The 21,347-nt window shown below is 41.6% G+C and carries 15 protein-coding genes and 1 pseudogene; 7 read left to right on the top strand and 9 right to left on the bottom strand.

Going from position 1 to position 21,347, the window contains the following annotated elements; genetic code table 11:
* Nucleotides 1-55: 55 nt before the first annotated feature.
* On the top strand, nt 56-2,557 hold the full coding sequence (locus tag CDC33_RS23425) for a beta strand repeat-containing protein (protein ID WP_369694342.1): 2,502 nt from the start codon (nt 56-58) through the stop codon (nt 2,555-2,557).
* A gap of 210 nt (nt 2,558-2,767) precedes the next feature.
* Here CDC33_RS23425 and tnpA read toward each other — a convergent pair whose 3' ends face one another.
* On the bottom strand, nt 2,768-3,253 hold the full coding sequence (gene tnpA, locus CDC33_RS23420) for an IS200/IS605 family transposase (RefSeq protein WP_109010953.1): 486 nt from the start codon (nt 3,251-3,253) through the stop codon (nt 2,768-2,770).
* A gap of 72 nt (nt 3,254-3,325) precedes the next feature.
* Between tnpA and CDC33_RS23415 the strand changes: the two genes are divergently transcribed.
* Complete coding sequence (locus CDC33_RS23415; RefSeq protein WP_109010952.1) at nt 3,326-4,543, top strand: RNA-guided endonuclease InsQ/TnpB family protein; 1,218 nt, start codon at nt 3,326-3,328, stop codon at nt 4,541-4,543.
* Between the two features lie 358 nt (nt 4,544-4,901).
* Here the strand turns inward: CDC33_RS23415 and CDC33_RS23405 are convergent, their stop codons facing one another.
* Nucleotides 4,902-5,933: a hypothetical protein gene (locus CDC33_RS23405; protein WP_109010951.1), complete on the bottom strand. Its 1,032-nt coding sequence runs from the start codon at nt 5,931-5,933 to the stop codon at nt 4,902-4,904.
* Nucleotides 5,934-6,099: 166 nt separating this feature from the next.
* Between CDC33_RS23405 and moaA the strand changes: the two genes are divergently transcribed.
* Nucleotides 6,100-7,086 carry a GTP 3',8-cyclase MoaA gene (gene moaA / locus CDC33_RS23400; protein ID WP_109010950.1) on the top strand — a complete coding sequence of 329 codons (987 nt, stop codon included), beginning with the start codon at nt 6,100-6,102 and terminating at the stop codon, nt 7,084-7,086.
* 583 nt (nt 7,087-7,669) lie between these two features.
* Here the strand turns inward: moaA and CDC33_RS23390 are convergent.
* Nucleotides 7,670-7,888, bottom strand: coding sequence for a hypothetical protein (locus tag CDC33_RS23390; protein WP_109010948.1), 219 nt, complete (start codon nt 7,886-7,888; stop codon nt 7,670-7,672).
* Between the two features lie 373 nt (nt 7,889-8,261).
* Between CDC33_RS23390 and CDC33_RS23385 the strand changes: the two genes are divergently transcribed.
* Nucleotides 8,262-8,756 (top strand): quercetin 2,3-dioxygenase, encoded by a 495-nt coding sequence (locus CDC33_RS23385; protein ID WP_109010947.1) that lies wholly within the window; start codon nt 8,262-8,264, stop codon nt 8,754-8,756.
* A gap of 318 nt (nt 8,757-9,074) precedes the next feature.
* On the opposite strand, the gene rpsD is transcribed toward CDC33_RS23385, so the two are convergent.
* Complete coding sequence (gene rpsD / locus CDC33_RS23380; RefSeq protein ID WP_109010946.1) at nt 9,075-9,683, bottom strand: 30S ribosomal protein S4; 609 nt, start codon at nt 9,681-9,683, stop codon at nt 9,075-9,077.
* A 492-nt stretch (nt 9,684-10,175) separates the two neighbouring features.
* On the opposite strand from rpsD, the gene CDC33_RS23375 reads away from it, so the two are divergent.
* Entirely contained in the window at nt 10,176-10,880 is a 705-nt protein-coding gene (locus CDC33_RS23375; protein ID WP_109010945.1) for a hypothetical protein, read from the top strand.
* Nucleotides 10,881-11,221: 341 nt separating this feature from the next.
* Here CDC33_RS23375 and hetR read toward each other — a convergent pair whose 3' ends face one another.
* The 5 genes from hetR to CDC33_RS42105 form a co-directional block, all read right to left on the bottom strand.
* The gene (gene hetR / locus CDC33_RS23370; RefSeq protein ID WP_109010944.1) at nt 11,222-12,121 is read right to left on the bottom strand and encodes a heterocyst differentiation master regulator HetR; all 900 of its coding nucleotides are present in this window, start codon (nt 12,119-12,121) and stop codon (nt 11,222-11,224) included.
* Between the two features lie 1,976 nt (nt 12,122-14,097).
* Nucleotides 14,098-16,512: an EamA family transporter gene (locus CDC33_RS23365; RefSeq protein WP_109010943.1), complete on the bottom strand. Its 2,415-nt coding sequence runs from the start codon at nt 16,510-16,512 to the stop codon at nt 14,098-14,100.
* An 817-nt stretch (nt 16,513-17,329) separates the two neighbouring features.
* A complete protein-coding gene (locus CDC33_RS23360) occupies nt 17,330-18,619 on the bottom strand; it encodes an inorganic phosphate transporter (protein ID WP_109010942.1) in 1,290 nt (429 codons plus the stop codon).
* A 219-nt stretch (nt 18,620-18,838) separates the two neighbouring features.
* Nucleotides 18,839-19,885 carry a zinc-dependent dehydrogenase gene (locus CDC33_RS23355; protein WP_109010941.1) on the bottom strand — a complete coding sequence of 349 codons (1,047 nt, stop codon included), beginning with the start codon at nt 19,883-19,885 and terminating at the stop codon, nt 18,839-18,841.
* Between the two features lie 58 nt (nt 19,886-19,943).
* Nucleotides 19,944-20,069 (bottom strand): VapC50 family PIN domain-containing toxin, encoded by a 126-nt coding sequence (locus CDC33_RS42105; protein WP_501193672.1) that lies wholly within the window; start codon nt 20,067-20,069, stop codon nt 19,944-19,946.
* A 42-nt stretch (nt 20,070-20,111) separates the two neighbouring features.
* Here CDC33_RS42105 and CDC33_RS23345 point away from each other — a divergent pair.
* Nucleotides 20,112-20,468: pseudogene (locus tag CDC33_RS23345) on the top strand (TrkA C-terminal domain-containing protein); the annotation flags it as partial.
* A gap of 175 nt (nt 20,469-20,643) precedes the next feature.
* Nucleotides 20,644-21,195 (top strand): DUF3124 domain-containing protein, encoded by a 552-nt coding sequence (locus CDC33_RS23340; RefSeq protein ID WP_109010940.1) that lies wholly within the window; start codon nt 20,644-20,646, stop codon nt 21,193-21,195.
* The last annotated feature ends 152 nt before the right edge of the window (nt 21,196-21,347 follow it).

The following is a 21,347-nucleotide window of genomic DNA, read 5'->3' as shown; positions in this document are numbered from 1 at the left end:
AAAAGGCAGGGCTGTTTCATTAGATTAAAGGCTCATAATGTCAAGGGTAAATTCTATGATGTATCAAAGCCGAAGCGGTCGGTACTGGAAGTTACGACTAGTCAGTGTTTTGGCATTTAGTGGAACACTTACTTTTTCTGTAAGTTGTGCTTTGTCCCAGATTACACCGGATAACACCTTGGGAATTGAAAATTCAGTTATTACACCCAAGGTGATTAATGGAATCCCTACTGACCAAATCGATGGTGGAGCAATTCGCGATACCAACCTTTTCCACAGCTTTGAACAGTTTTCTGTTCGCACTGGAAACGCAGCTTCTTTCAATAACGCCGCAAATATTAAGAACATCATTACCCGGGTAACAGGTAAATCTATTTCAAATATTGATGGAATCCTTAATGCTAATTACGATGCTAATCTGTTTTTGATTAATCCTAACGGGATTATTTTTGGGCCCAATGCTTCCTTAAATATAGGCGGTTCATTTGTAGCAAGTACAGCGAGTAGTGTGAACTTTGCTAATGGTACTAAATTTAGCAGCACAGATCCCCAAACCATACCTTTGTTGATAGTAAGTGTTCCCACTGGCTTACAATTCGGAGCAAGTGGGGGTTCTATTCGCAATGAATCCCAAGCTAGTCTAGATAAAGCAACCAATCGCTTCAATGCCCCTGCTGGTCTACAAGTGCAACCAGGTAAAACCTTGGCACTTGTAGGCGGTGATATAACCTTGGAGGGCGGAAATTTAACGGCAAAAGGGGGACGAATTGAGCTAGGAAGTGTTGCTAGCAATAGTCTTGTTAATTTGAAGCCAGCGAACCAAGGTTGGGTCTTAGATTATGAAGGTGTCCAGAATTTTCAGGACATTCAACTAATGCAGGGAACTGTTAACGGTTCTGTAAAGCCATCTCAGGTAGATGTTAGTGGTGAAGGTAGTGGAGATATCCAGGTACAGGGTAGGCGCATTCTGATAACTGACCGTTCACAGATTTTAGCTAATACCTTGGGTTCTCAATCGGGAGGGAATTTAACGGTGAATGGCTCAGAGTCCGTAGAATTAATTGGTCCCGGCACACCGTTGACGGCTGTGACTTTTGGTGCAGGAAACGCTGGAGACTTAACGATTACAACTGGGAAGTTGATTGTCAGGAATGGAGCACAAGTCCGAAATGGAGCACAAGTCGGGAATGTAAAACAAAGCTTGGGTTCAGGAGGGCAATTGATTATAAACGCCTCAGATTCTGTGGACTTAATCGGTGGTTTCTCTTTGGGCCGTAATTTTTCTTTCAGTGGATTGTTTAGTGCAACTTCTGATGTTGGAAATGCTGGCGATATAACAATCAATACTGGGAAGTTGCGTATCCAAGATGGGGCAAAAGTAACAACACAGTCTTCAGGAACGCTATCATCAGATGCTAATCAATATTTCCCAGCTACAGGGAAAGGTGGAAATTTGACTGTAAACGCCTCTGACTCTGTAGAAATAGCTGGAATTTCAGCCAATGGTACTACACCCAGTGGCTTGTATGCTTTGACTAATGGCCCCGGAGATGCAGGGAAAGTGACAATAAATACAAATAAATTAATTATCCGGGATGGGGCTACAATAACTGTGAGCAGCGAATTCCCACCACTTCCAGAGAATGTAATATATCAAGGGGATATAAGCAATCTAGGAGCAGCAGGTGAACTAAATATAACTGCTCGCTCCATCCTTCTGGACAACCAAGGAGAAATCACATCTAATAGTGAGTCAGGTCAAGGCGGTAATATTACGTTACAGGTGCAAGACATGTTAATGATGCGCCACGAAAGTAAAATAACCACTAATGCAGGGGGTAATGGAGATGGCGGTAATATCACCATCAATGCACCTAATGGCTTCCTTGTCACCGCTCCTTCCGAAAATAACGATATTACCGCCAATGCCTTATCTGCCTCTGGTGGTAAAATCACAATCACCGCTAAGAGTATCTTTGGTTTTGAGCCGCGCACCCGTGCAGAGGTAGAAAGGCTGTTGAACCCTAAACAGCCATTAGACCCAAGTAGGCTGCTAACAAGTGACATCACCGCGTTTTCTCAGCAAAACCCTACATTAAATGGCACTATACAAATCAATTCACCAGATGTTGACCCCAGTAAAGGATTAGTGGAATTGCCCGTAAATCTGGTTGATGCTTCGCAGCAAATTGTTGCTGCTTGTGATTCTGGTGGAAAAATAGCCAGGAGTTCATTTATTACAACTGGGCGTGGAGGACTAGTAGCCGATCCTACGCAGCCATTGATAGCTGATGATGCGGTGTTGGCAGATTGGATTACACTCTCTCCAGAGAGTCAGAATCGTGCTGGTGTTATTCAGAAAAAAGTGGCTGTTCAAGCGCAGCAAAACACAGAAGAAAAATCACAGAAAGTTAATTCTGTCAATGAACCTACTCAAATTGTGGAAGCTCAAGGATGGGTAATAGATGCCAATGGGAAAGTGGTTCTGGTTGCTCAAGTACCCACTGCAACGCCTCATAACTCCTTGCTCACAGCTACATCTTGCGCTGCTAATTAGACATGAGTTCAACAAACCTCTCCCTACCTTGAACTAAAGTTCAAGTCTGTCCCTCTTTGAACTTGAGAGGAACAAGCTTTGCGTAGTAAAACCAGGGAGAGGTCTTTGTCTTAAGTTGTTTTAGCTAAAACCGCAAGAAGCCTCACATCTCACCCGTAAGGGGAGTGTGAGATGAATTGCGGGGTGATGACGAATTGACCTGCAACCAATTCAATCCGCAGGATTGACAGGGCAGGGGGTCGATGATAGCGAAGCGTTAGCGGGTACTCCCGCGTCGGAATCACCAATTTCAGGTTTTTCTTGCGCTTCGATATACTGCTTCAAAGTTGAGATAGTCACTCCTCCGCAACTAGCAATAAAATACGAACCATTCCAAAAAACATCTTTGGTATAAAAGCGACTCAGGTGGGTTGAAAACTCTTGCCTCAGTCTACGGGAAGTTGTTGATTTAATATTTCCGACCAAAGTACTTAATTGTAGATCGGGGTGATATTGAAACAATAAATGCACATGGTCTGACTCGCCGCTAAACTCTACAAGCTTGCAATCCCATTTAACCAACAAGTCTTCAAGTACGGTGTGCAATCGCGCTAGCATCTCTCCTGTGATAGCTTTGCGACGATATTTTGTTGTCAACACTAAATGAGCTTTAAGGTCACTGATCGACCTTCCTTTTGAAACAAAATCATTTTTCACAGTTTCACACCAGTTCTGATATAATCACTGTATCCCAAAAAAGCTACATTGATTTAAAGGAAGTGATGTTAAGTGCTGACTGCTATTAAGGTGAGGTTATATCCATCGGATGAACAGCAAGTAGCTTTGTCTAAGTCCTTTGGTTGCGCCAGATGGTACTGGAATTACGCCTTAAATACTTGTATTCAGCACTACGAAAACACCGGAAAAGCTTTACCGATTAAGAACTACAAAGGACTGCTCCCACAATTAAAGGTTGAGTATCCCTGGTTAAAATCTGATTGCTATTCTGCTGTGTTGCAGTGTGTAGCTATCAACTTAAACAAAGCTTATGCTAACTTCTTTGAGGGTAGAGCCAAATTTCCTAGATTTAAGTCTAAGAATCACAGGCAATCTATCCAATATCCCCAGAATGTGACTATTGTTGAGAATTGCTTGAATATACCGAAAATTGGCGAAGTTAAAGCTGTTTTTCACAGAGTCATTGAGGGTAAAATCAAAACTGTCACTATCAGCAAGACTCCTACAGACAAGTATTACGCATCCATCCTTGTTGAAAATGATGGAGAAAATATTCAGACTTCAGGTGACAAAACCATAGGTATTGACCTGGGGATTAAAGATTTTGCGATTATCCATGACGGTGAACAAGTTACAAAGTATTCTAATCCTAAGCTTCTGTTGCGACATGAAAGGAATCTAGCAAGAAAGCAGAAAAAACTTGCACGTAAAGTCAAGGGGAGTAAATCAAGGAACAAATTCAGAAAACTTGTAGCTAAGGTTCATGAGAGAGTGTCAAATTCCCGCCAAGATTTTCTGCATAAATTAAGCAGAAAACTGGTTAATGAAAGCCAAATTATCGTTGTGGAAAACCTCAACGTTAAGGGAATGGTACGGAATCGCAAGCTATCTAAATCAATATCCGATGTTGGATGGGGAATGTTTGTTAATTTCATTGATTACAAGTTGAAAGCGAAGGATGGTCAACTTGTAGAGATTGGTAGATTTTTCCCTAGCTCAAAAACCTGTTCTTGTTGTGGACACATCGTTGATGAATTACCTCTAGATATCAGAGAGTGGCATTGTCCTGCTTGTAAAAATCATCATGATAGGGATACAAACGCAAGTAAGAATATCAGAGCAGAAGGCATACGGATATTATCTATGGGCGGAGGGAACCCCGTTCTTGCCGAGTCGAGACGACGTAAGACCAATAAGCCGCAAGGTGGAAAGGCTGTTGTCAATGAAACCGGAAGCCCACACTTACTGCGTCAGCAGAAGTGTGGGTAGTTCACGTACAATCAGCAAATGCGTAGGCATAGCCAGCCGTAGGCATTGTCGAAATAGCAAATGCGTACGCCGAAATAGCAAATGTGTACGCCGAAATAACAAATGCGTACGCCGAAATAGCAAATGCGTACGCCGAAATAACAAATGCGTACGCCGAAATAGCAAATGCGTACGCCGAAATAGCAAATGCGTACGCCGAAATAGCAAATGCGTACGCCGAAATAACAAATGCGTACGCCGAAATAGCAAATGCGTACGCCGAAATAGCAAATGCGTACGCCGAAATAGCAAATGCGTACGCCGAAATAGCAGGGTCTAAATCCCCGTCACAAAACGTAATTGCGAATTGCGAATTGCTTTAACTCGTCTCCTGAATTTGCAGACGTATAGTGTGTTCAGTCGCACCACTAAGTTGCAATTCCATAATTTCACCACCCAGAGGTTCCAAGCAAGTGAGGAGCGATCGCAAGTTGGGTGTACTTGCACCAGTATCTACATATAATCGATCTGCTAAATTACTGATTCGTTTCCAAGTCATGTACAATTTGGCGATCGTTTGTTCAATTTGCGATGCTTGATTCACCAAATCAGCAGCAATGCTCAAACAGCCGACTCTTTGCGCTTCTTCTAAGGCTGTTTCAATATCAACATCTTCCTTTGTCAGCGCCTGGACTTGAGCCGCCCCTTTGAGATATTTGGCCAAATTACGCGCTTCGTTAGTTACCTGTTTCAGGGTATCCACATCAGGATTAGCAGCAATTTCCTTTTGGATAAACTTTTGGTGCGATTCTGGCAGTTTTTCCATTTCCTTCACCAGTGGGGCGATGTAGCGTGGAGGAAGGGTGTTATCTGCTGCTTTTTCTTTGACTGCTTCGGGTAATAAATCTGAGGACATGGCAGTCCATTCATCGCTGAGTTGACGCACTTCTCGCCTAGTGATGCGATCGCCTTTTTGGGCGGCTTCACTCACCATCTGTTGCACTTCTGGCACTGCTTTGGAGGTTTCAACAAATGCCCGTTTGCTGAAGTTGTTCACAGTTCCGGGATCAAGTTTACCGTCTTCGATGAGAGTATCGGCACTATTGGCCAGTTGAATCCAGGAGTATGCTTGACTTTTGCTGATTTCCCGCTCTTTTAACCATCGCAGAAAGCCAGTACCGCGTCCGTCACCACCAACTTTCTCTCTGTCGCGGATAGCGCGTAAAATTCGCCCCCGCCAAATTTCAGTTTGCAAATCAAAGCGATCGCATACTTGCCACGCTACTTCTAGCTGCTGTTGAAAATCTGACTCTAGAATCTGTTCATCTTCTGGATCGGGCAGTTCAAAGCTAATATCTGCTGGCTGTAGTAAAGCAGCAGCAAGGTCGTTTATGGAGTCGGTGTCTTGCACGATTGATGACTAACTAGTGGATGCGATCGGCTTATTATGCCACAATCTGTGGACTCTCACTTAAGGGGGAGCATGGTATCTTGAGTTACAACCAAAAAATATAGTAGGAAGCCGTAAACCAACTTTGTAAAGTCTTTAATTAATTAGAGACAATAAAAATAAAACGATGAATCAGGTAGACTACCTCCGCATAAGCTTAATCGATCGCTGCAATTTTCGTTGTCAATACTGTATGCCAGAGGGAGTAGAACTGGATTATATTCTCAAGCAACAGATGTTGACTGATGAAGAACTACTCACCTTAATTAAAGAGGTATTTATTCCAGTAGGCTTTAAGCAGTTTCGGTTGACTGGGGGTGAACCCTTGTTGCGTCCGCGCGTGGTAGATTTAGTAAGCGCGATCGCAAGTCTCCCCCAAACTCAAGATATTTCAATGACCACCAACGGTTTTTTGCTGGCTCCGATGGCACAAAACCTCTACAATGCAGGGCTGCGACGAATTAATATTAGTCTGGATTCTCTTGATCCCGACATTTTTGATCAAATTATCGGTAATCAGGGGCGTTCTCGTTGGCAACAAGTTTGGCATGGGATTCAAGCCGCCCATGAGGTCGGATTCGATCCCCTGAAGCTGAATGTCGTGGTGATTCCTGGTGTTAATGACCACGAAGTTCTCGATTTAGCCGCCCTGACAATTGACAAACAGTGGCATGTTCGATTTATTGAATTTATGCCCATTGGTAATGTGCATTTGTTTGGCGATCGCGGTTGGGTATCTTCAGCCGAGTTACGAGAATCTATCCGCGATCGCTGGGGCTTGACAGAAGCTCAAGTTCGTGGTGCTGGCCCTGCTGATGTTTTTCAAATTCCCGGTGCGAAGGGGACACTGGGATTTATTAGTCAAATGTCGGAATGTTTTTGCGATCGTTGTAACCGGATGCGCCTTAGTGCTGATGGCTGGCTACGTCCTTGTTTATTAAATGAAACTGGTCAAATAGATTTAAAAACTGCTCTGCGTTCTGGCACTAGCACTGCTCAATTACAAGAGCAGGTGAGTAGTTTACTAGCAATCAAGCCAGAAATTAACTTTAAAGGGCGCGATTCTGGTAATCAGGGTATATACACCCGCACGATGTCGCAAATTGGCGGATAGTCGCGTCGCTTCGCTCCAAAGTCAAAAGTCAAAAGTCAAAAGTCAAAAATTTACCAAGCCCATAAATAAATTTCGGGGCTTTTACCTTTTTCTTTTTGGTCATTGGTCATACTGAATCAAAGGCTAAAAATCTCTAATTTGCTGCAAAACTACAAAATACTTGGCCAGGATAGAGTCAGTAGCATGATTAAATTACTTGACCAAAACAAAAGCAGCAGCCACAAGACACTACTAATTATTCTAAAGTTGCCTTGCTCGATGAAATCAGTACTTTTGATGGATTGCTGCTCGTGCCAAAGTTGCCAAACTCGAAATGCAGTGTAAAGTGTACCAATAATTACCACTAAGCTTGGGAACCAAACTTTACTGACTATTTTTTCAGTGACAATTTGGATAATAAGAACTAGCAAGTATAAGCCAAAGATTTTGCGAATTTCAGGATACTTAAACCAAATATAGGAATCCGGTTTGATTTGGAGAAAATATACGTAGGATGTGTTAGCACAGAGAGTACGGCATCAAACTCGTGTTCATAGTGTGTTACGAACTCCGTTCTAACACACTCTACAATACTTAATTTCGTTCAAAAATCAAATAGTAATCCTATAATAAACGTAATTGTAGGAACAATAAGCCCAATAGCGATCGCTAATAATATCCAGACTCGAATAAATCTCAGTCCAACATCGCTATAGTTAATCATTTGACTAATTGGTAATATTCCAATTGAGGTTAGCCAACCCACAAGTATTACTACTAGAGTTGCCAGTACCATAAACAGGAATGTCGTTTTCCAAGTCATTAATTATTTGCTCCACAAAGCAATTGAGCTTCAAAGTTCTAGGAACGTCGGTTAGAATTGGACTTTGGACAAAAGAGGTAATAGCTTTTATTAAATCTCTGCCTACTGATAGTGTTATCGATCCATTATCCCAAGATATTGTAGTGCCATTGAGTCAGCAAAGATTAAAAATAATAAATAATTTGAGCGAACGCTTTAAATTGAATCATTTTTAGCATTAAAGGTAAGTGTCCTACTTCCTTTGCGTATCAACAATCGTAGGAAGCTTATTGGAGCTTAATTTCTGGACTTTTTAATCATAGCTAGGCTGTGTTTTGCTGATTTGTGCAAGCGGTGCAATCTGTTTGTCATAAAACTCAGGAGATGATTGAAAATGACAATTAATTACGGAATATTAGCCCAACCAGGTGAAGGTGATAGTTATTCAGTAGCAGGCGATGTAGCCACCTTTAAAGCTACGAGCGAACAAACAGATGGCAAATATGCACTGTTTGAAGTAGTACTTGCACCCCAATTAGGCCCGCCACCACATATTCATAGTAGAGAAGATGAAGCATTTTATATTCAAGAGGGTTCGATTGAGTTTTATCTTGATGAACAAACAGTTGTAGCAACTCCGGGAACATTCTTGCATTCTCCCAAAGGCCAACTCCATAGTTTTAAAAATATTGGTTCTGTACCAGCCAAAATGCTGATTTGGGCTACTCCAGGTGGAATAGAAAAGTTTTTTGCACAAGTCGGAACTAAAGTAGAAAATTCGTCAGTTCCACCCTTACCCATAACTCAAGAAGTCATTGACCGGATATTAGCAACAGCTCCTGAATATGGAATTACAATTGTTCTTCCTGAAGCTGATAATTCTCCATAAAATTGTGGTTTTAATTCAATACCGAAAATAATTGGATATTTGCAGGACAAGAAGTAAAAATTATTCAATTGATACTTCTGGCAATATTGCCAGAAGTATTGTTTAAATAAATTAGGACTTACGCACACTCTACGAATTCTCGGCGCTCTTGGCGTCTTGGCGGTTCGAGAAATTAAGCTTTTTAGCAATTTTTGCGTAAGTCCTATAAATTTAATATTAATTATTCTAAATTAAAAAGTGTGAGCAGAGGTTTCGTTTCTTCTGCTCACACTTGGGACTTGCCCTTTGCAAATAACTAAGGACAAATGACAATGACTATTACGCTTGTCGTGAGTAGTATTCCACCACAAGTAGTTCGTTAACTTGTAGTGCCACCCATTCCCGTTCAACAACGCCGTTGACTTTACCAACCAACTTATTTTTGTCAAACTCCAAATGACTGGGGAGATTTGCCAAACCGGGATATTGCAAGTTAGCTTCCACCAACTTCCGCGATTGTGCCCGATCTCTGACGGCAATTTCTTCTCCAGGACGGCATTGGTAGCTGGCAATATTAACCACGCGACCGTTAACAGTTACGTGTCCGTGATTTACCAGTTGACGAGCTGCTGGGATAGTCGGGGCTATACCCAAGCGGAAAACGGTATTATCCAAGCGCATTTCTAGCAATTGCAACAGCACTTGTCCGGTAGAACCAGTAACACGTCTGGCTTTCCGCACATAGCGCAGCAATTGCTTTTCAGTCAAACCGTAGTTGAAGCGGAGCTTTTGCTTTTCTTCTAGACGGATAGCATACTCAGAGCGCTTCTTGCGGTTCTGACCATGCTGACCAGGCGGGTAAGCCCGTCTGGCGCTTTTACGAGTTAATCCTGGTAAATCGCCCAAGCGGCGTACAATTCTGAGGCGTGGCCCTCTATATCGGGACATGAGTTTCCTTAATCTAATCCTGTTTAAACTTTAGCCAAACATATTCAGCCAAACATACTATGATGACATACTATGTTGACATATCTCTGATTTTTAATCAGAGGATTTCTGGTTTTTTGAGGGTGCTTACCTTGGTATGACGTATCCTACCAATGTAGACGCATCAATTATGCCAGTTGCTTTAAGTCGGCAGAACCGACATACTGGCTTTCAAGCCTGAATTCCGGCCTGTCACGCCGTACTCCTGCCAATAAGTTTTTTGTGTTTATTTAGTTTCGTAGGCTACTCAATCATCAGATTGATTTACGTAGTATTCTTACTTTGAAATACTTTTTACGTTGCCTACTTATCTTTCAAACAGTTATATTAACACAATTTCCGGCATAATTAATTATGTCTATACCTTGCTACCGCCGAAATTCTTTAATTACAGAGGATTTTTAAGATATTTGAGTTAGCATAACTTTGGGTGTTTGGAGAATGGCAACGTCAATGAGCAATAAAGCGGTTAATAGAGGTAAGAACAAACAAGCCAGTTCCACCTCCAGGATTTTAACAGTACCAGTGGCTATAGCTGGATGCTTGGCAGCGATCTTACCAAATACAGCGATCGCAGCTTCCTACAACAATGATTATACTGTCTGTGCAGGTCGCCTCCTAAAAGTGGGTGTAACAGCAGAAGCGGCTTCACTTGGTTGTGCAGCAGCACTACGTCCAAAAGATTTGGCTGCTTGCGTAGTTAAAATTGAGAAGGACACCCAAATTGCTGCGACAGATGCCCTTTCTTCTTGTGGGAGGGCCCGGCGTCCTGAGGAGTTAGCTACCTGTGTAGTTGGTGTCAGCTTAAGTACCAAGGAAGAAGTTAATCTGGCAGCTCTAGATTACTGTGGACGTAGTTTGTTACCCGTACGTTTTGGGCAGTGTGTAGTTGGCTTGCGTAGTCAAATCGACTTTCCCGCTACACAGGCGTTAGATACTTGTATCAGTGCTGATGATAGTGTTATCGGTGCTTCATCTTCCTCTCCACCGTCAACTATAATACCTACGGGTTCAAGTCCAAGTTTAGAGACTACCCCATTTCCAACGCAACAGAGTGTTCCAACGCAACCAAGTGTTCCAACGCAACCAAGTGTTCCAACACAACCGGTTATTCCAACACAACCGATTGTGCCAACGCAACCCAGCACGACGAATTAATTACAATCCTTTGTAGTTAACTGAGAATACAGGTTAATTATTAGGGTGGATATTAAAATATCCACCCTAATAATTTGTCACGTTTAAATTGATGGGTAATGTTCCACATTTAAATTGCATATACTAGGCGAACAGGACTTCGGCGTATAATTGTCCTTTGCTTGCAAGTTATGCAAACTCAACACTTACAACACAAAAGTCACAAAATCGCTTGTGACTTTTGTACTACTATTGCTAGTACAGTGTTACAATCTAAATAGATTAACCATCTCCCTACTATTAAGCAACGGACAAAATCAGTGAAAAGCTTATAAATTAAGCTTTTTGAATTTTGTGTAGAGCTAGTCTTCTCTTTCGCCAAAAACTGTCTGTAAAATTACTGGAATACCCCCGTCTTGGTGATATTTATCTGCCCAGGCACGGATAACTTCATCCAATTCTTCCATAGCCTGCTCCATTTTTTCCGGGAGGATATCAAGTTCTTCCAGTAAGCGCATGGCATTTCGTCGCCGTTCTGCCCAATTTTTCATCATGCGGAAATACCGAGCGGTATCTTCTACCATGATGTAAGTGCGTTCTTGATCGTCTGCTGGGGCATAAAAAGGACGGGTAAGAGCATAGAAGGGCATTCCCCAAGGAGAATCAATGCGTGTTACCGTTCCTGAGTAGAGCAGACGGCGCTTGATATGCTCACCCAAGGCTTCACTCAAAGGCATTTGGTGTTCAGGTGGCAAGTCTTCTTGCGATCGCTTATGTAAAAACTCAATCAAATCCAGAAACTCAAAAGAGCTAACTAACTGAGCGTCAGGTAGATTACTGGGCAGTTTTTGCTCAATTTGTCTTTTTTCTTCACTTGTCAGACTGGTACCAGGAACACGCGATCGCCCCGGTTGCCAAGGATACTTTTCTAGCCAGACATAAGGCAATTGAATTAAATAGCGTGGTTCCTGAGAACCCAGCATCTTTAATAGTTTGCCTTCTGTTAGAGCCTGTCTGACTTCTTCTACAATAATTTTTACCCGTTTCGGCTCTAGGTGGTGCAAATGCCCTGTCATCCGCAGGTTTTGCCCCTGCTCTAGATAGGTCATGTAAATTGCACATTTTGCTGCTGTTGCGGCTGCGTCTAAAAATGCCCCATGCCTGTGCCCACTCGTCCGCATGGCACTAAAAGCCAGATAAAGCATGATCTGATCCATCGCACTGGGGTCAAGACGTTTGATCAGATCTATGTCGTTACTCATATTACAGACAATTGAATAGCACGTTTACACAATTTTTAATGGATTGAAAATAGGTAGTATACACCTGGCTGAAGGCAATGTTTTCACTTCAGACTATATTAGTATGCGATAACTATGAAATCCGTGGTAGCCCAAACTACCATTTTCGTATATTTTCTGGTATTAAGGCAGATTTAGTGGTGGTTACTATAACTGTCTGGAGCATCTGACCAGAAAATTACAAACATTACCAAGTTCAGCTTGAAGACCGTTTTTGTCCCAAAAGTCAACTGTGTTGCAAGTAATCTATAAAGCCTCTAACTTCTCTGAGGTTTTTTTCTATCTTTCTAGAGCAACAACGTCAAGCTATTTACACCTTAATTATGGCACTATGCCGACTCGGAGTAAAAACTAGTTTGCGCGGTTCATCTGGGATATCTGTTACTCGAAAAAGATGGTTTTTATTCAGCTTTAGATAATTATTTTTAGCACACAAATGACTAGAAATAATTGGGACTGGTCTAGAAATAAATCGCTTCCCAGATGTAGAAACATTCAGAGGTTAAGCCACACGGCTCGTTGCAAACTATCATCTTGTTCACAACCTCCAGTGATATCTCGCCACTATAAGCCGTTGGCTTGAGGGAAGATAGTAGACATCAAGTAGAGCAATTAATTCCAATTTCCCAAATACCTGTTGTTTTTTCAATTCTCGTTTTTTATCATATCATTCTTTTTTCACTTTGTAACAAATTTATGTGTTTTAAAGTTTATAAATAACGTCTATTTCAATACATTTTTATTATTCCTAAATCAAGGTTTGATGACATTGTTTTCTTCCGATTAAATACGATTCGCAATCAACTTTTTGTGTTGATAATTTTACACAGAAAGCCTTGATTGACTCTGAATTAATTGCATAGTTATTACACTTTTTTGATTATGCTAATAGCCGAATAATTAGTTATTAATCAAATCCAAATAAATAAAACATAGTGAATTTTATGATTATTTAGATATTTTTTTCATGAAAGAATTTTAAATTTTCATGATTTAACTAATTCATTGGCTACTTTTAAGTATATTTTTCCCTCACTGTTTTATATATTTGAGAAGGTTGAATTGCGTAAATAAAAAGAAGAGAATCCGCAGCAAGCTACGATATAAGCTTCTTTCTCTAGGCATCTGGGCGATACCTGCGGCGGGCTACGCCTACGCAGACCAAATTGGCTAGTGCAGACCAACATAAATAAAGATACCATCTCATCAAACACAATAAGTTAAGTTGGCGTGAATAATTAAAGGTTTGTAGTAAGCCGCTCTAACCCTATTTTAAGGGCTGAAGGTCTAATACAAGCCAATTTGATGAAATTTACATTACGTAACATAGTTCATTTTATTCTTACCCACTTACTGAGTCTACCATGCTTAAAAACCGGGTTACTCTAAATACTTCTGCTACTTCATCTCCTAGTTCCAAAACATGCTGTAATGGTCTTAACTCCTTGTCAATCTTCTTTGTGAGCAAGTACTCGTGCCAAATTGCTTGAGTCAGTACTACTCATACTGCTTACATATACGTGTTTACCTATCTGTATCAGGCTAAATCCCTAAAAATATATTACAAGTCAAGTTATTCTAATTACTGTTGACTCATCTATTAAGTGCTATCTCCATCTATAAGTAGGGTGGCGTAAATAATGTAGTGTTTGCGTAGTGTTTCGTAGAGAGCGGCTGGAGCCGCTCACTACAAACTAATTTCAATATTTTTTACATTACATCAGTTAATAGTAATTTGAATTAGTCTCACCGACTTACTTACAGTAGTCGTAAATTATTCGTAAAAATTTAGATCCCCGGCTTCTGTGAGAAACCGGGGATGTTGTTTGTTCAGATGATTTAGAGAAGTTGCAACTAGGCGTATTCGCGTCAGGCTTGGTGCTGGGAGTGATGGGAGCTATACCTCCCACCACACCTAAACGGATTGAAGTCGTCATTTAATTGGTGGGATTAGAGGGTTTAACCTGATTTCGCATTGTTTCTAAGCTGAAAGCAGCCGCGCCAAAGGTTACTAACAACACTCCCAGAATTTGCACAATATCCAAATTTTCTTGAATGATTAGCCCAGCGAAAATCACGGTTAAAACTGGGATAGTAGCACCGATGAGTGCCGATCGCGAACCACCTAGTTTACTAATACCAACATTATTCAGCAAATAGCCGGCAAGAGTTAACACACCCAAAATAAATGCACTTAAAACCAGTTCCAACATCTTAGAGGTATCAACTACTAAGTTCCAATCGCTCGGTAAAGGTAGCATCAAGCAGATAAAGCTCAACAGCAACATGGTGGCGAAGTTAATCAAAGTAAAAGTCACGGGATGCAGTTTGCTAGCACAAACCCGCGTCAGAATTATGTAGGCTGCAAAAGCCACGCCGGAAAGAATAGCGGCGCTGCTTCCCATTGAAGTATTACCTATACCTGGGTTGGGAGAACCTCCTAAAACTAACAATTCACCGCAGCAAATTGCAGCGATCGCACTGATGCGAAATATGGTAGGGCGATCGCGAAACAGAAACCACGACAATAAACCACTAACCATCGGATAGATAAAGAACAGTGCGATCGCCATTCCGGTTGTGACTTGAGCGATCGCAATGTATATGAGAAGCTGAGACAAAAACAGAAAACAGCCACTCACAACTGACAACAGCAAAATCTGCTTGGTAGCTGTATTAGCAGCTGTAGGATTTCCTCTAACTGAGCCAGCCAAGTTTTCTAAGTCTTGCCACAGTGTTGGATGCAGTATCGGCGACAACAATACCATTAGTGGTACTACTACCATAAATCGTAGGGTCAAAATTAATAGAGTATTGCCCAAAGTCGGCGGCAGCAAGCGCTCTACGTCTAATACTCCAAAAATCTGGGAACCTTCGTGGAAAATAACTCTAATGGCTACGTTATAAAGCGACGATAGAACTGCCGATAAAACAATCAACAATAAACCGATTTGGATCGACGATAAACCAGAGGAATTGCGCGATCGCGATTGTGGCGGTTTTGCTTCTGGCTTCGGCTCTAGCGGAGCGATCGGTGAGGATTGAGCTTTGCTCTGCGATACGTTCCTGCGGAGGAGAGAAATTGATTCAGCAGCGTTTCTCCTTCGTAAAGGTTGTGTTGCTTCCGGCTGTGGCACAGATACAGTAGGAGGCTGTAATGTCGTTTCGTTTTCTGATAAGTCCTTATTGAGGACAGAAATTGGTTCAGAAGCGTTTTCTTTTGGTGGCGGAACTACAACCGCATTCGATTCTGATTTAGTTTCCGTTTGGGACAAGTCTTGGCTGGGGACAGAAATTAGGTTTGCGGCGTTTTCTCTAACAACAGTCGGCTCTGATGTCGTTTCTGTTTGGGACGAGTCTTGGCTGGGGACAGAAATTGGGTTCGCGGCATTTTCTCTAACAACAGTCGGCTCTGATGTCGTTTCCTTTGAGGACGAGTCTTTACTGGTGATAGAAATTAAGTTAGCGACGTTTTCTCTAAGAACCGGCGGCTGTGATATTGTTTCTTTTTGGGATAAGTCTTTGCTGGGGATAGAAATTGGGTTTGCGCCGTTTTCTCTAATAACAGTTGGCTCTGATGTCGTTTCGCTTGGTGAAAATTTATTAGCGATCGGGGAAATTGGCTCTGAGGAATTTCTTACTACTTCGCCAACCTGTGGCGAGGATGTCTCAAAAGAACTGTTTTTTTCTGGCTCGGTAAACTGCAAAACAGTAGGTATACCTGCTGTCGCTGGTTTGCGTGAAGCAACTTCAATAGTTTTGTCTAGTTCTCCATGCAGGCGATTAACAAACTCCGCCAAAATCGTTTCCCCTTGCTGCTGCTGGCTGTACATCCGTGACAACTGTTGGGAAAGATTACTTTGATAGTTCTTCAGCTCCTGTTGCAGCGAGTTAAAGGTAATAGTAACGGTGTCATCCAAGCTGTCAAACATGTGTTCGACTTTTTCATTGATTTCACCTACTACATTACTGCTTACTTCAGCCGACTTAAGCGCAGCTTGATCGTAAGACTTGCCCTCTATAGTTTGGTTAGCTAAAGTTGCCAGAGAGGATTGCAGTTGTGAAGATATATGCTTTGCCAGAACTTCTGCCAGTTGCCGAATTAATGCTTGCTGCTCAGTAATTTGGCGCACTTGTTGTAAATGCTCTTTTTCTTCTAGCAAGCTTTGAATATCATCAGATAATCGGTTTTTTTCTGACTGAAGTCGCTTTACGTCTTCCTGCAATCCTCTGAGGACATTTTGCTGAAGATTTTCTAAATCTTCAACTACAGCCCACAGAGCATTTTCTGCTGCTCTGGATAGCTCGCCTCTGACTCTCGGATTTTCTGGTTGCTTCTCGAATCGCCCCATTAGCTTCTAACCTCTAACACCTTGACGATAAAGCTGCTTCCGGTACACTTTATTGGCGCTCATAGTAATTTCATGTATTTTGTCAGATAAATTAAAAATTTTAACAGCACTTCCGCATTTCAACGTAATTCTGTCATACTGAGCACAACTTGGCAAAGCATCAAATTTACCTTACTGCTGAATACACAGTGTTTTCTTCAGGATTGACAAGTATTTTGTCATTCGGTTTTGGATTTTGGATTATCCGTATGGCTGTAAGTCGCTTCAACTCAAACCTTTTTTGTTTTGGTCAGTTTAATTTACATCAACCTATTTGCTATGAGATTTTTACTTTTAAATAAATCTCACTCCAAATAAACATTTATTGTTTTGCTACCAATAGTAATTGTCAAAGACTTGCAGATGGGTGCATCATTGCCACAAACTTGTCTGACTGAAGAGGTAGGGGAGCAGGAGGCGGAGCGCACGGGGAATCCTAGTATCTTCCCCCCTGCCACAAGGGTTTGAGAGCAAATAAATTTATTTATTATGTATGGGGATTTCCCCCTGCTCCCTGCTCCCTGCCCCTTTTCCTCTTCTTGACTTGCGAAATTAACTGTAAATTCGTGTGGAATGTAACTGGTGTGACAGTTTATATCTCTAAATGGAGATTAAAGTATCTTTCTGTGGAAATTCAAAGTTACGCTATCCCCTGCACAACATTCTAATGAATGAGCAGCAGTTCTGCAAAAACCCGCTTTTTTTGAGTTGTTGCAGTTTAGGTTCTACTTTGAGTAGATACAGTAGATGAAAAACCTAGGAAAATATTAATAATTATTTAGAGAAATAAAATCCGGGCAATGCTAAAGATGGCAGCGCTAAGGACAGCACTCGCGGGGATTGTAATTACCCATGCGGCGGCAATGCCTTTTAGCGTTTGAAACTTAATCGACTTGAGATTTTGCACTAGTCCAATACCAACTACACCGCCAACGAGAGCGTGGGAGGTGGAGGCTGGTAAACCTAGCCGGGAGGCGATGAGGATGGTTGTAGCAGTAGCAAGTTCAGCACAAAATCCACTACTAGGTTGTAAGGCAATAATGTTTTCGCCAATAGTGGCGATGACTTTTTTACCCCAGACAGCTAAACCACCAACAATACCAGCACCACCAAGGATTAAAATCCAAATGGGGATGGTGATCCCATCTGTCGGTACGCTACCAGTGCGATTGATATAGACGATCGCAGCTAAAGGAGCGATCGCATTTCCCACATCATTAGAACCGTGAGCAAAGGCGACAAAGCAAGCACTTAGTAGTTGAAATCGAGCGAATAATCTTTCTATGGGATTAGGGATTGGGGACTGGGGATTGGGGACTGGGGATTGAATAGACTCTTCTGTTTTCCCTAAATCTCCTAATTGTCGCCAACTAATGATTGTCAGTCCAACTGCTGCTACTGCACCGGTTAACAGAGGGATGTCGTAAGGGGGGATGTTGAAACCAAGCTCAATTACAAAATTGGTTAGCGGTTCTGTGAGCGATGGTAATACAATTACGCCGAATACACCTAGCAGTGCAGTACTCAACCAGGGAATCCATTCTTGTAACTGGACTACTTGATTGGGTTGATCTAAAATCCAGTGCTTTATTAGACTGTAAAATAAAGCAGCGATCGCACCACTAATTAATGGCGTTAAAACCCAGCCAATGGTAATCAAGCGAATTGATGACCAATCAATTGCACCTACTCCTAAAGCTACCCAACTAAATCCAGCGATCGCACCAACAACTGCATGAGAAGATGACACTGGTAAACCGCGTGATGTGGCAATTTGCAACCACACACCACAGGATATTAGTACCGTTATCATCCCAGTTACGAATATTTGGGGTGTAGCTGCGAATAAAGCAGGATTCGCAATTTTTGTTGCTAGGGTTTCCGTTACCTCATGTCCAAACAACACAGCACCCGTAAACTCTAAAACCCCAGCAATTATCAGTGCTTGTTTGAGGGTAACAGCTTTGGAGCCTACAGAGGTTCCCATCGCGTTAGCGACATCATTTGCTCCGAGATTCCAGGCGACGTAGAAAGCTAGTAGAGCTACGAAAAGTAGGGTAATAAGCATTTTAGGAAGATGAGGGAGATGAGGCAATACGGTTCGGACAAGGTTTTTTGATGACAAGCTCTAGATCGCAAAGACGCGATGAATCGCCGTCTTTACAATAATCAGTCCTTTGTAGAGACGGTGATTTATCGCGTCTCTTACCTTAACCGAACCCGAACCGTATCGGGAGATGAGGAAAATGAGGGAGAAAAATTGCTTCCTTATTCCCCTCATTTCCTTTTACGGATAAATTAAGATTTTATAAGTATCCGGTGTAGGTGCGATCGCTTGCTCAACAGCTGCTGATAAATCTTTTAATGGATAGCGATCGCTAATTAACGCTTTTACATCAATTCGCTGATTAAATACAATATCGGCTGATAAACTCTGAAGCCGATAAGATGAGCTATAACTTCCTATCAAGTCAATTTCCCGACGGTAGAGAATATTGGGGTTAATGGGAATTTCCACCTCATCAGGAAATTCAGCGAAAAATAAGATTTTACCGCCTTTGCGAGTACTATCAAGTGCTTGAAAGAAAGCTTTTTCGCTAGGAACAGCCAGCAGAGTAATATCAACACCCAGTCCACCAGTTAGGGCATGGATTTTTGCTGTTAAATCGGGATCGCGAGCATCAAAAGCCGCCTCTGCACCGACACTCAAAGCTTTTTCAACTCTAGAGGGTAGTAAATCGGTAGCGATCGCTTTTGCTCCGAAATACTTCACCAACATGATAAACATTAAGCCAATTGGCCCAGCACCAGTAACTAATACAGTTTGTCCTGGGGCAATTTGAGCTTTTTTCACCGCTTTCAAGCAGCAGTTAGTTGGTTCTACAAAACTGGCTTCTTCAAAACTAATATTATCCGGGATGGAAATCAACCCACCATTTTCCACAATATGTCCAGGAACTTTGACATAATCGGCAAAACCGCCACCACTGGCGTTAAAGCCTGCGGTAGTGGAGATGTTTTTGTAGACATCGCACATAGAGAAATTATCATTTAGGCAGTAGACGCAACGCATACAGGGGATGTGGTGCATCACTGCTACCCGTTGTCCAACTTGCCAACTTTTGACATTATTGCCTATTGCTGCGATCGTGCCAGCAGTTTCATGCCCAAAAATGCGCGGTGGTTCATAGAGTGGATAACGAATTTTTTTAATATCTGACTGACACAACCCTACAACCCGCACCTGTACCAATACTTCATCTGGTTCCACGGTTGGAACTGGGATTTCTTCGTAAGAGAGTTGATTAACGCCTCTAAATACCTGTGCTTTCACGTTAGTTTTTCCCCGCTCAACGATACTAGATGTAACATTAGTGGTCAACGTTAAGCTATCAAGTTTGAGATTTAATATTATTTGTAAACTTTAGTACTTCTCTACTAAGTAATTCTAAAAACTCAAAAAAACTTATGGGTGGCTTTTTGAGACTTTGAGATTGTTGCTGTAATACTGCAATCATTTGTTGCGGATAGAGTAACTCTTGCAAAACACTACGGTGTCACGTATTGCTGGAGCTAACCATATTATCAGTACAGTTGAACTATCAGTTTCAACAATGGTGAATGCCATTGAATATCCGCAAGTGGAATCAATGATGCATTTTGAGCAGGGACAGATTGAGGTTCTGAAACTTTCTATTCCCAACAATTGCTATGTTGCTGGTCGTAGCGTTGCCGAAATTGCTCAGGATTCCCAATTTCCTAGTGGTTCACTAATTATTGGCTATCAACCCCATCCCCACGAAGATTTGATGATTCCTAACAGTAGTACAATACTGGAACCTCATTCAACTGTGCTGATTGTGACTAAACCAGGATGTTTACATCAAGTTATTGATTTTATTGAACAAAAATGTTGAGCGTAGTTTCTAGCTAAGGGACTTCCAACTAAAAAAATATCCTATCGTGGTATGGGCAGGGGGCAGAAAGCAGGGGGCAGGAGGAAAAAGAAAAATATGATCTGAGTAAATTGGATAATTTATTCTCTGGAAGTCCCTTAGCTACACATATAAAAAAATGGTGTAAATAGTTTTGATGAAACTGTATCGATATATTTATTTAGCGATCGCTGTTATTTTTCTTGCATCTTGTCAATCAGCTAAAATTCCACCAAAGTCACAACCCGATGCCATTACAGCAACCCCATTGCAAAAAATCGTGACGGTGGATAAGAATTTTAAGATAGCAAGCGGTCAAACTGTTTATGTTCCTGTCTACTCTCATATCTATCATCACAATCGGCAGGAGATTTTCGAGTTAGCAGTTACGTTAAGTATTCGGAATACAGATTTGACTAATGCGATCGTTATTACTTCTGTGCGCTACTATAACTCAGAAGGGAAACTAGTTAAACAATATTTGGAGCGCCCTATTCAACTTGATGCCCTAGCTTCTACAGATTTTTTTATAAATAGAAATGACACCACTGGAGGTTTAGGTGCAAACTTTATTGTCGAGTGGGTAGCCCAAACAGAAATATCCGAACCGATAGTGGAAGCAGTCATGATTGGTACTGACTTTCAACAAGGAATTTCTTTTATCAGTCCTGGTAGGGTCATTAAAAATCAAAATAACGATAAGCGATAAGCGATCACTTTTAAAATAATTTGTAATTCGTAATTCGTAATTCGTAATTAAGTTTTTCCTCGTTCTCATGCTCCGTATGTGAATGCATTCATTGAGTCACCGAAACAGTGCTCTCACGAAGCTCAAAGGTTTATCGACAAAGGCCAGACTAT

Source organism: Nostoc commune NIES-4072, assembly GCF_003113895.1.
GTDB classification, from domain to species: domain Bacteria; phylum Cyanobacteriota; class Cyanobacteriia; order Cyanobacteriales; family Nostocaceae; genus Nostoc; species Nostoc commune.
Note: the sequence above shows the minus strand (reverse complement) of the source record. Positions and strands in the feature narration are given on the sequence as shown.

What these genes read in the sequence shown, in the direction of transcription:
- CDC33_RS23360 (WP_109010942.1), bottom strand. Translation starts at nt 18,619, where the DNA reads ATGCTTATTACCCTACTTTTCGTAGCTCTACTAGCTTTCTACGTCGCC.
- CDC33_RS23390 (WP_109010948.1), bottom strand. Translation starts at nt 7,888, where the DNA reads ATGACTTGGAAAACGACATTCCTGTTTATGGTACTGGCAACTCTAGTA.
- moaA (WP_109010950.1), top strand. Translation starts at nt 6,100, where the DNA reads ATGAATCAGGTAGACTACCTCCGCATAAGCTTAATCGATCGCTGCAAT.
- CDC33_RS23365 (WP_109010943.1), bottom strand. Translation starts at nt 16,512, where the DNA reads ATGGGGCGATTCGAGAAGCAACCAGAAAATCCGAGAGTCAGAGGCGAG.
- CDC33_RS42105 (WP_501193672.1), bottom strand. Translation starts at nt 20,069, where the DNA reads ATGATTGCAGTATTACAGCAACAATCTCAAAGTCTCAAAAAGCCACCC.
- CDC33_RS23425 (WP_369694342.1), top strand. Translation starts at nt 56, where the DNA reads ATGATGTATCAAAGCCGAAGCGGTCGGTACTGGAAGTTACGACTAGTC.
- rpsD (WP_109010946.1), bottom strand. Translation starts at nt 9,683, where the DNA reads ATGTCCCGATATAGAGGGCCACGCCTCAGAATTGTACGCCGCTTGGGC.
- CDC33_RS23375 (WP_109010945.1), top strand. Translation starts at nt 10,176, where the DNA reads ATGAGCAATAAAGCGGTTAATAGAGGTAAGAACAAACAAGCCAGTTCC.
- hetR (WP_109010944.1), bottom strand. Translation starts at nt 12,121, where the DNA reads ATGAGTAACGACATAGATCTGATCAAACGTCTTGACCCCAGTGCGATG.
- CDC33_RS23385 (WP_109010947.1), top strand. Translation starts at nt 8,262, where the DNA reads ATGACAATTAATTACGGAATATTAGCCCAACCAGGTGAAGGTGATAGT.
- CDC33_RS23340 (WP_109010940.1), top strand. Translation starts at nt 20,644, where the DNA reads ATGAAACTGTATCGATATATTTATTTAGCGATCGCTGTTATTTTTCTT.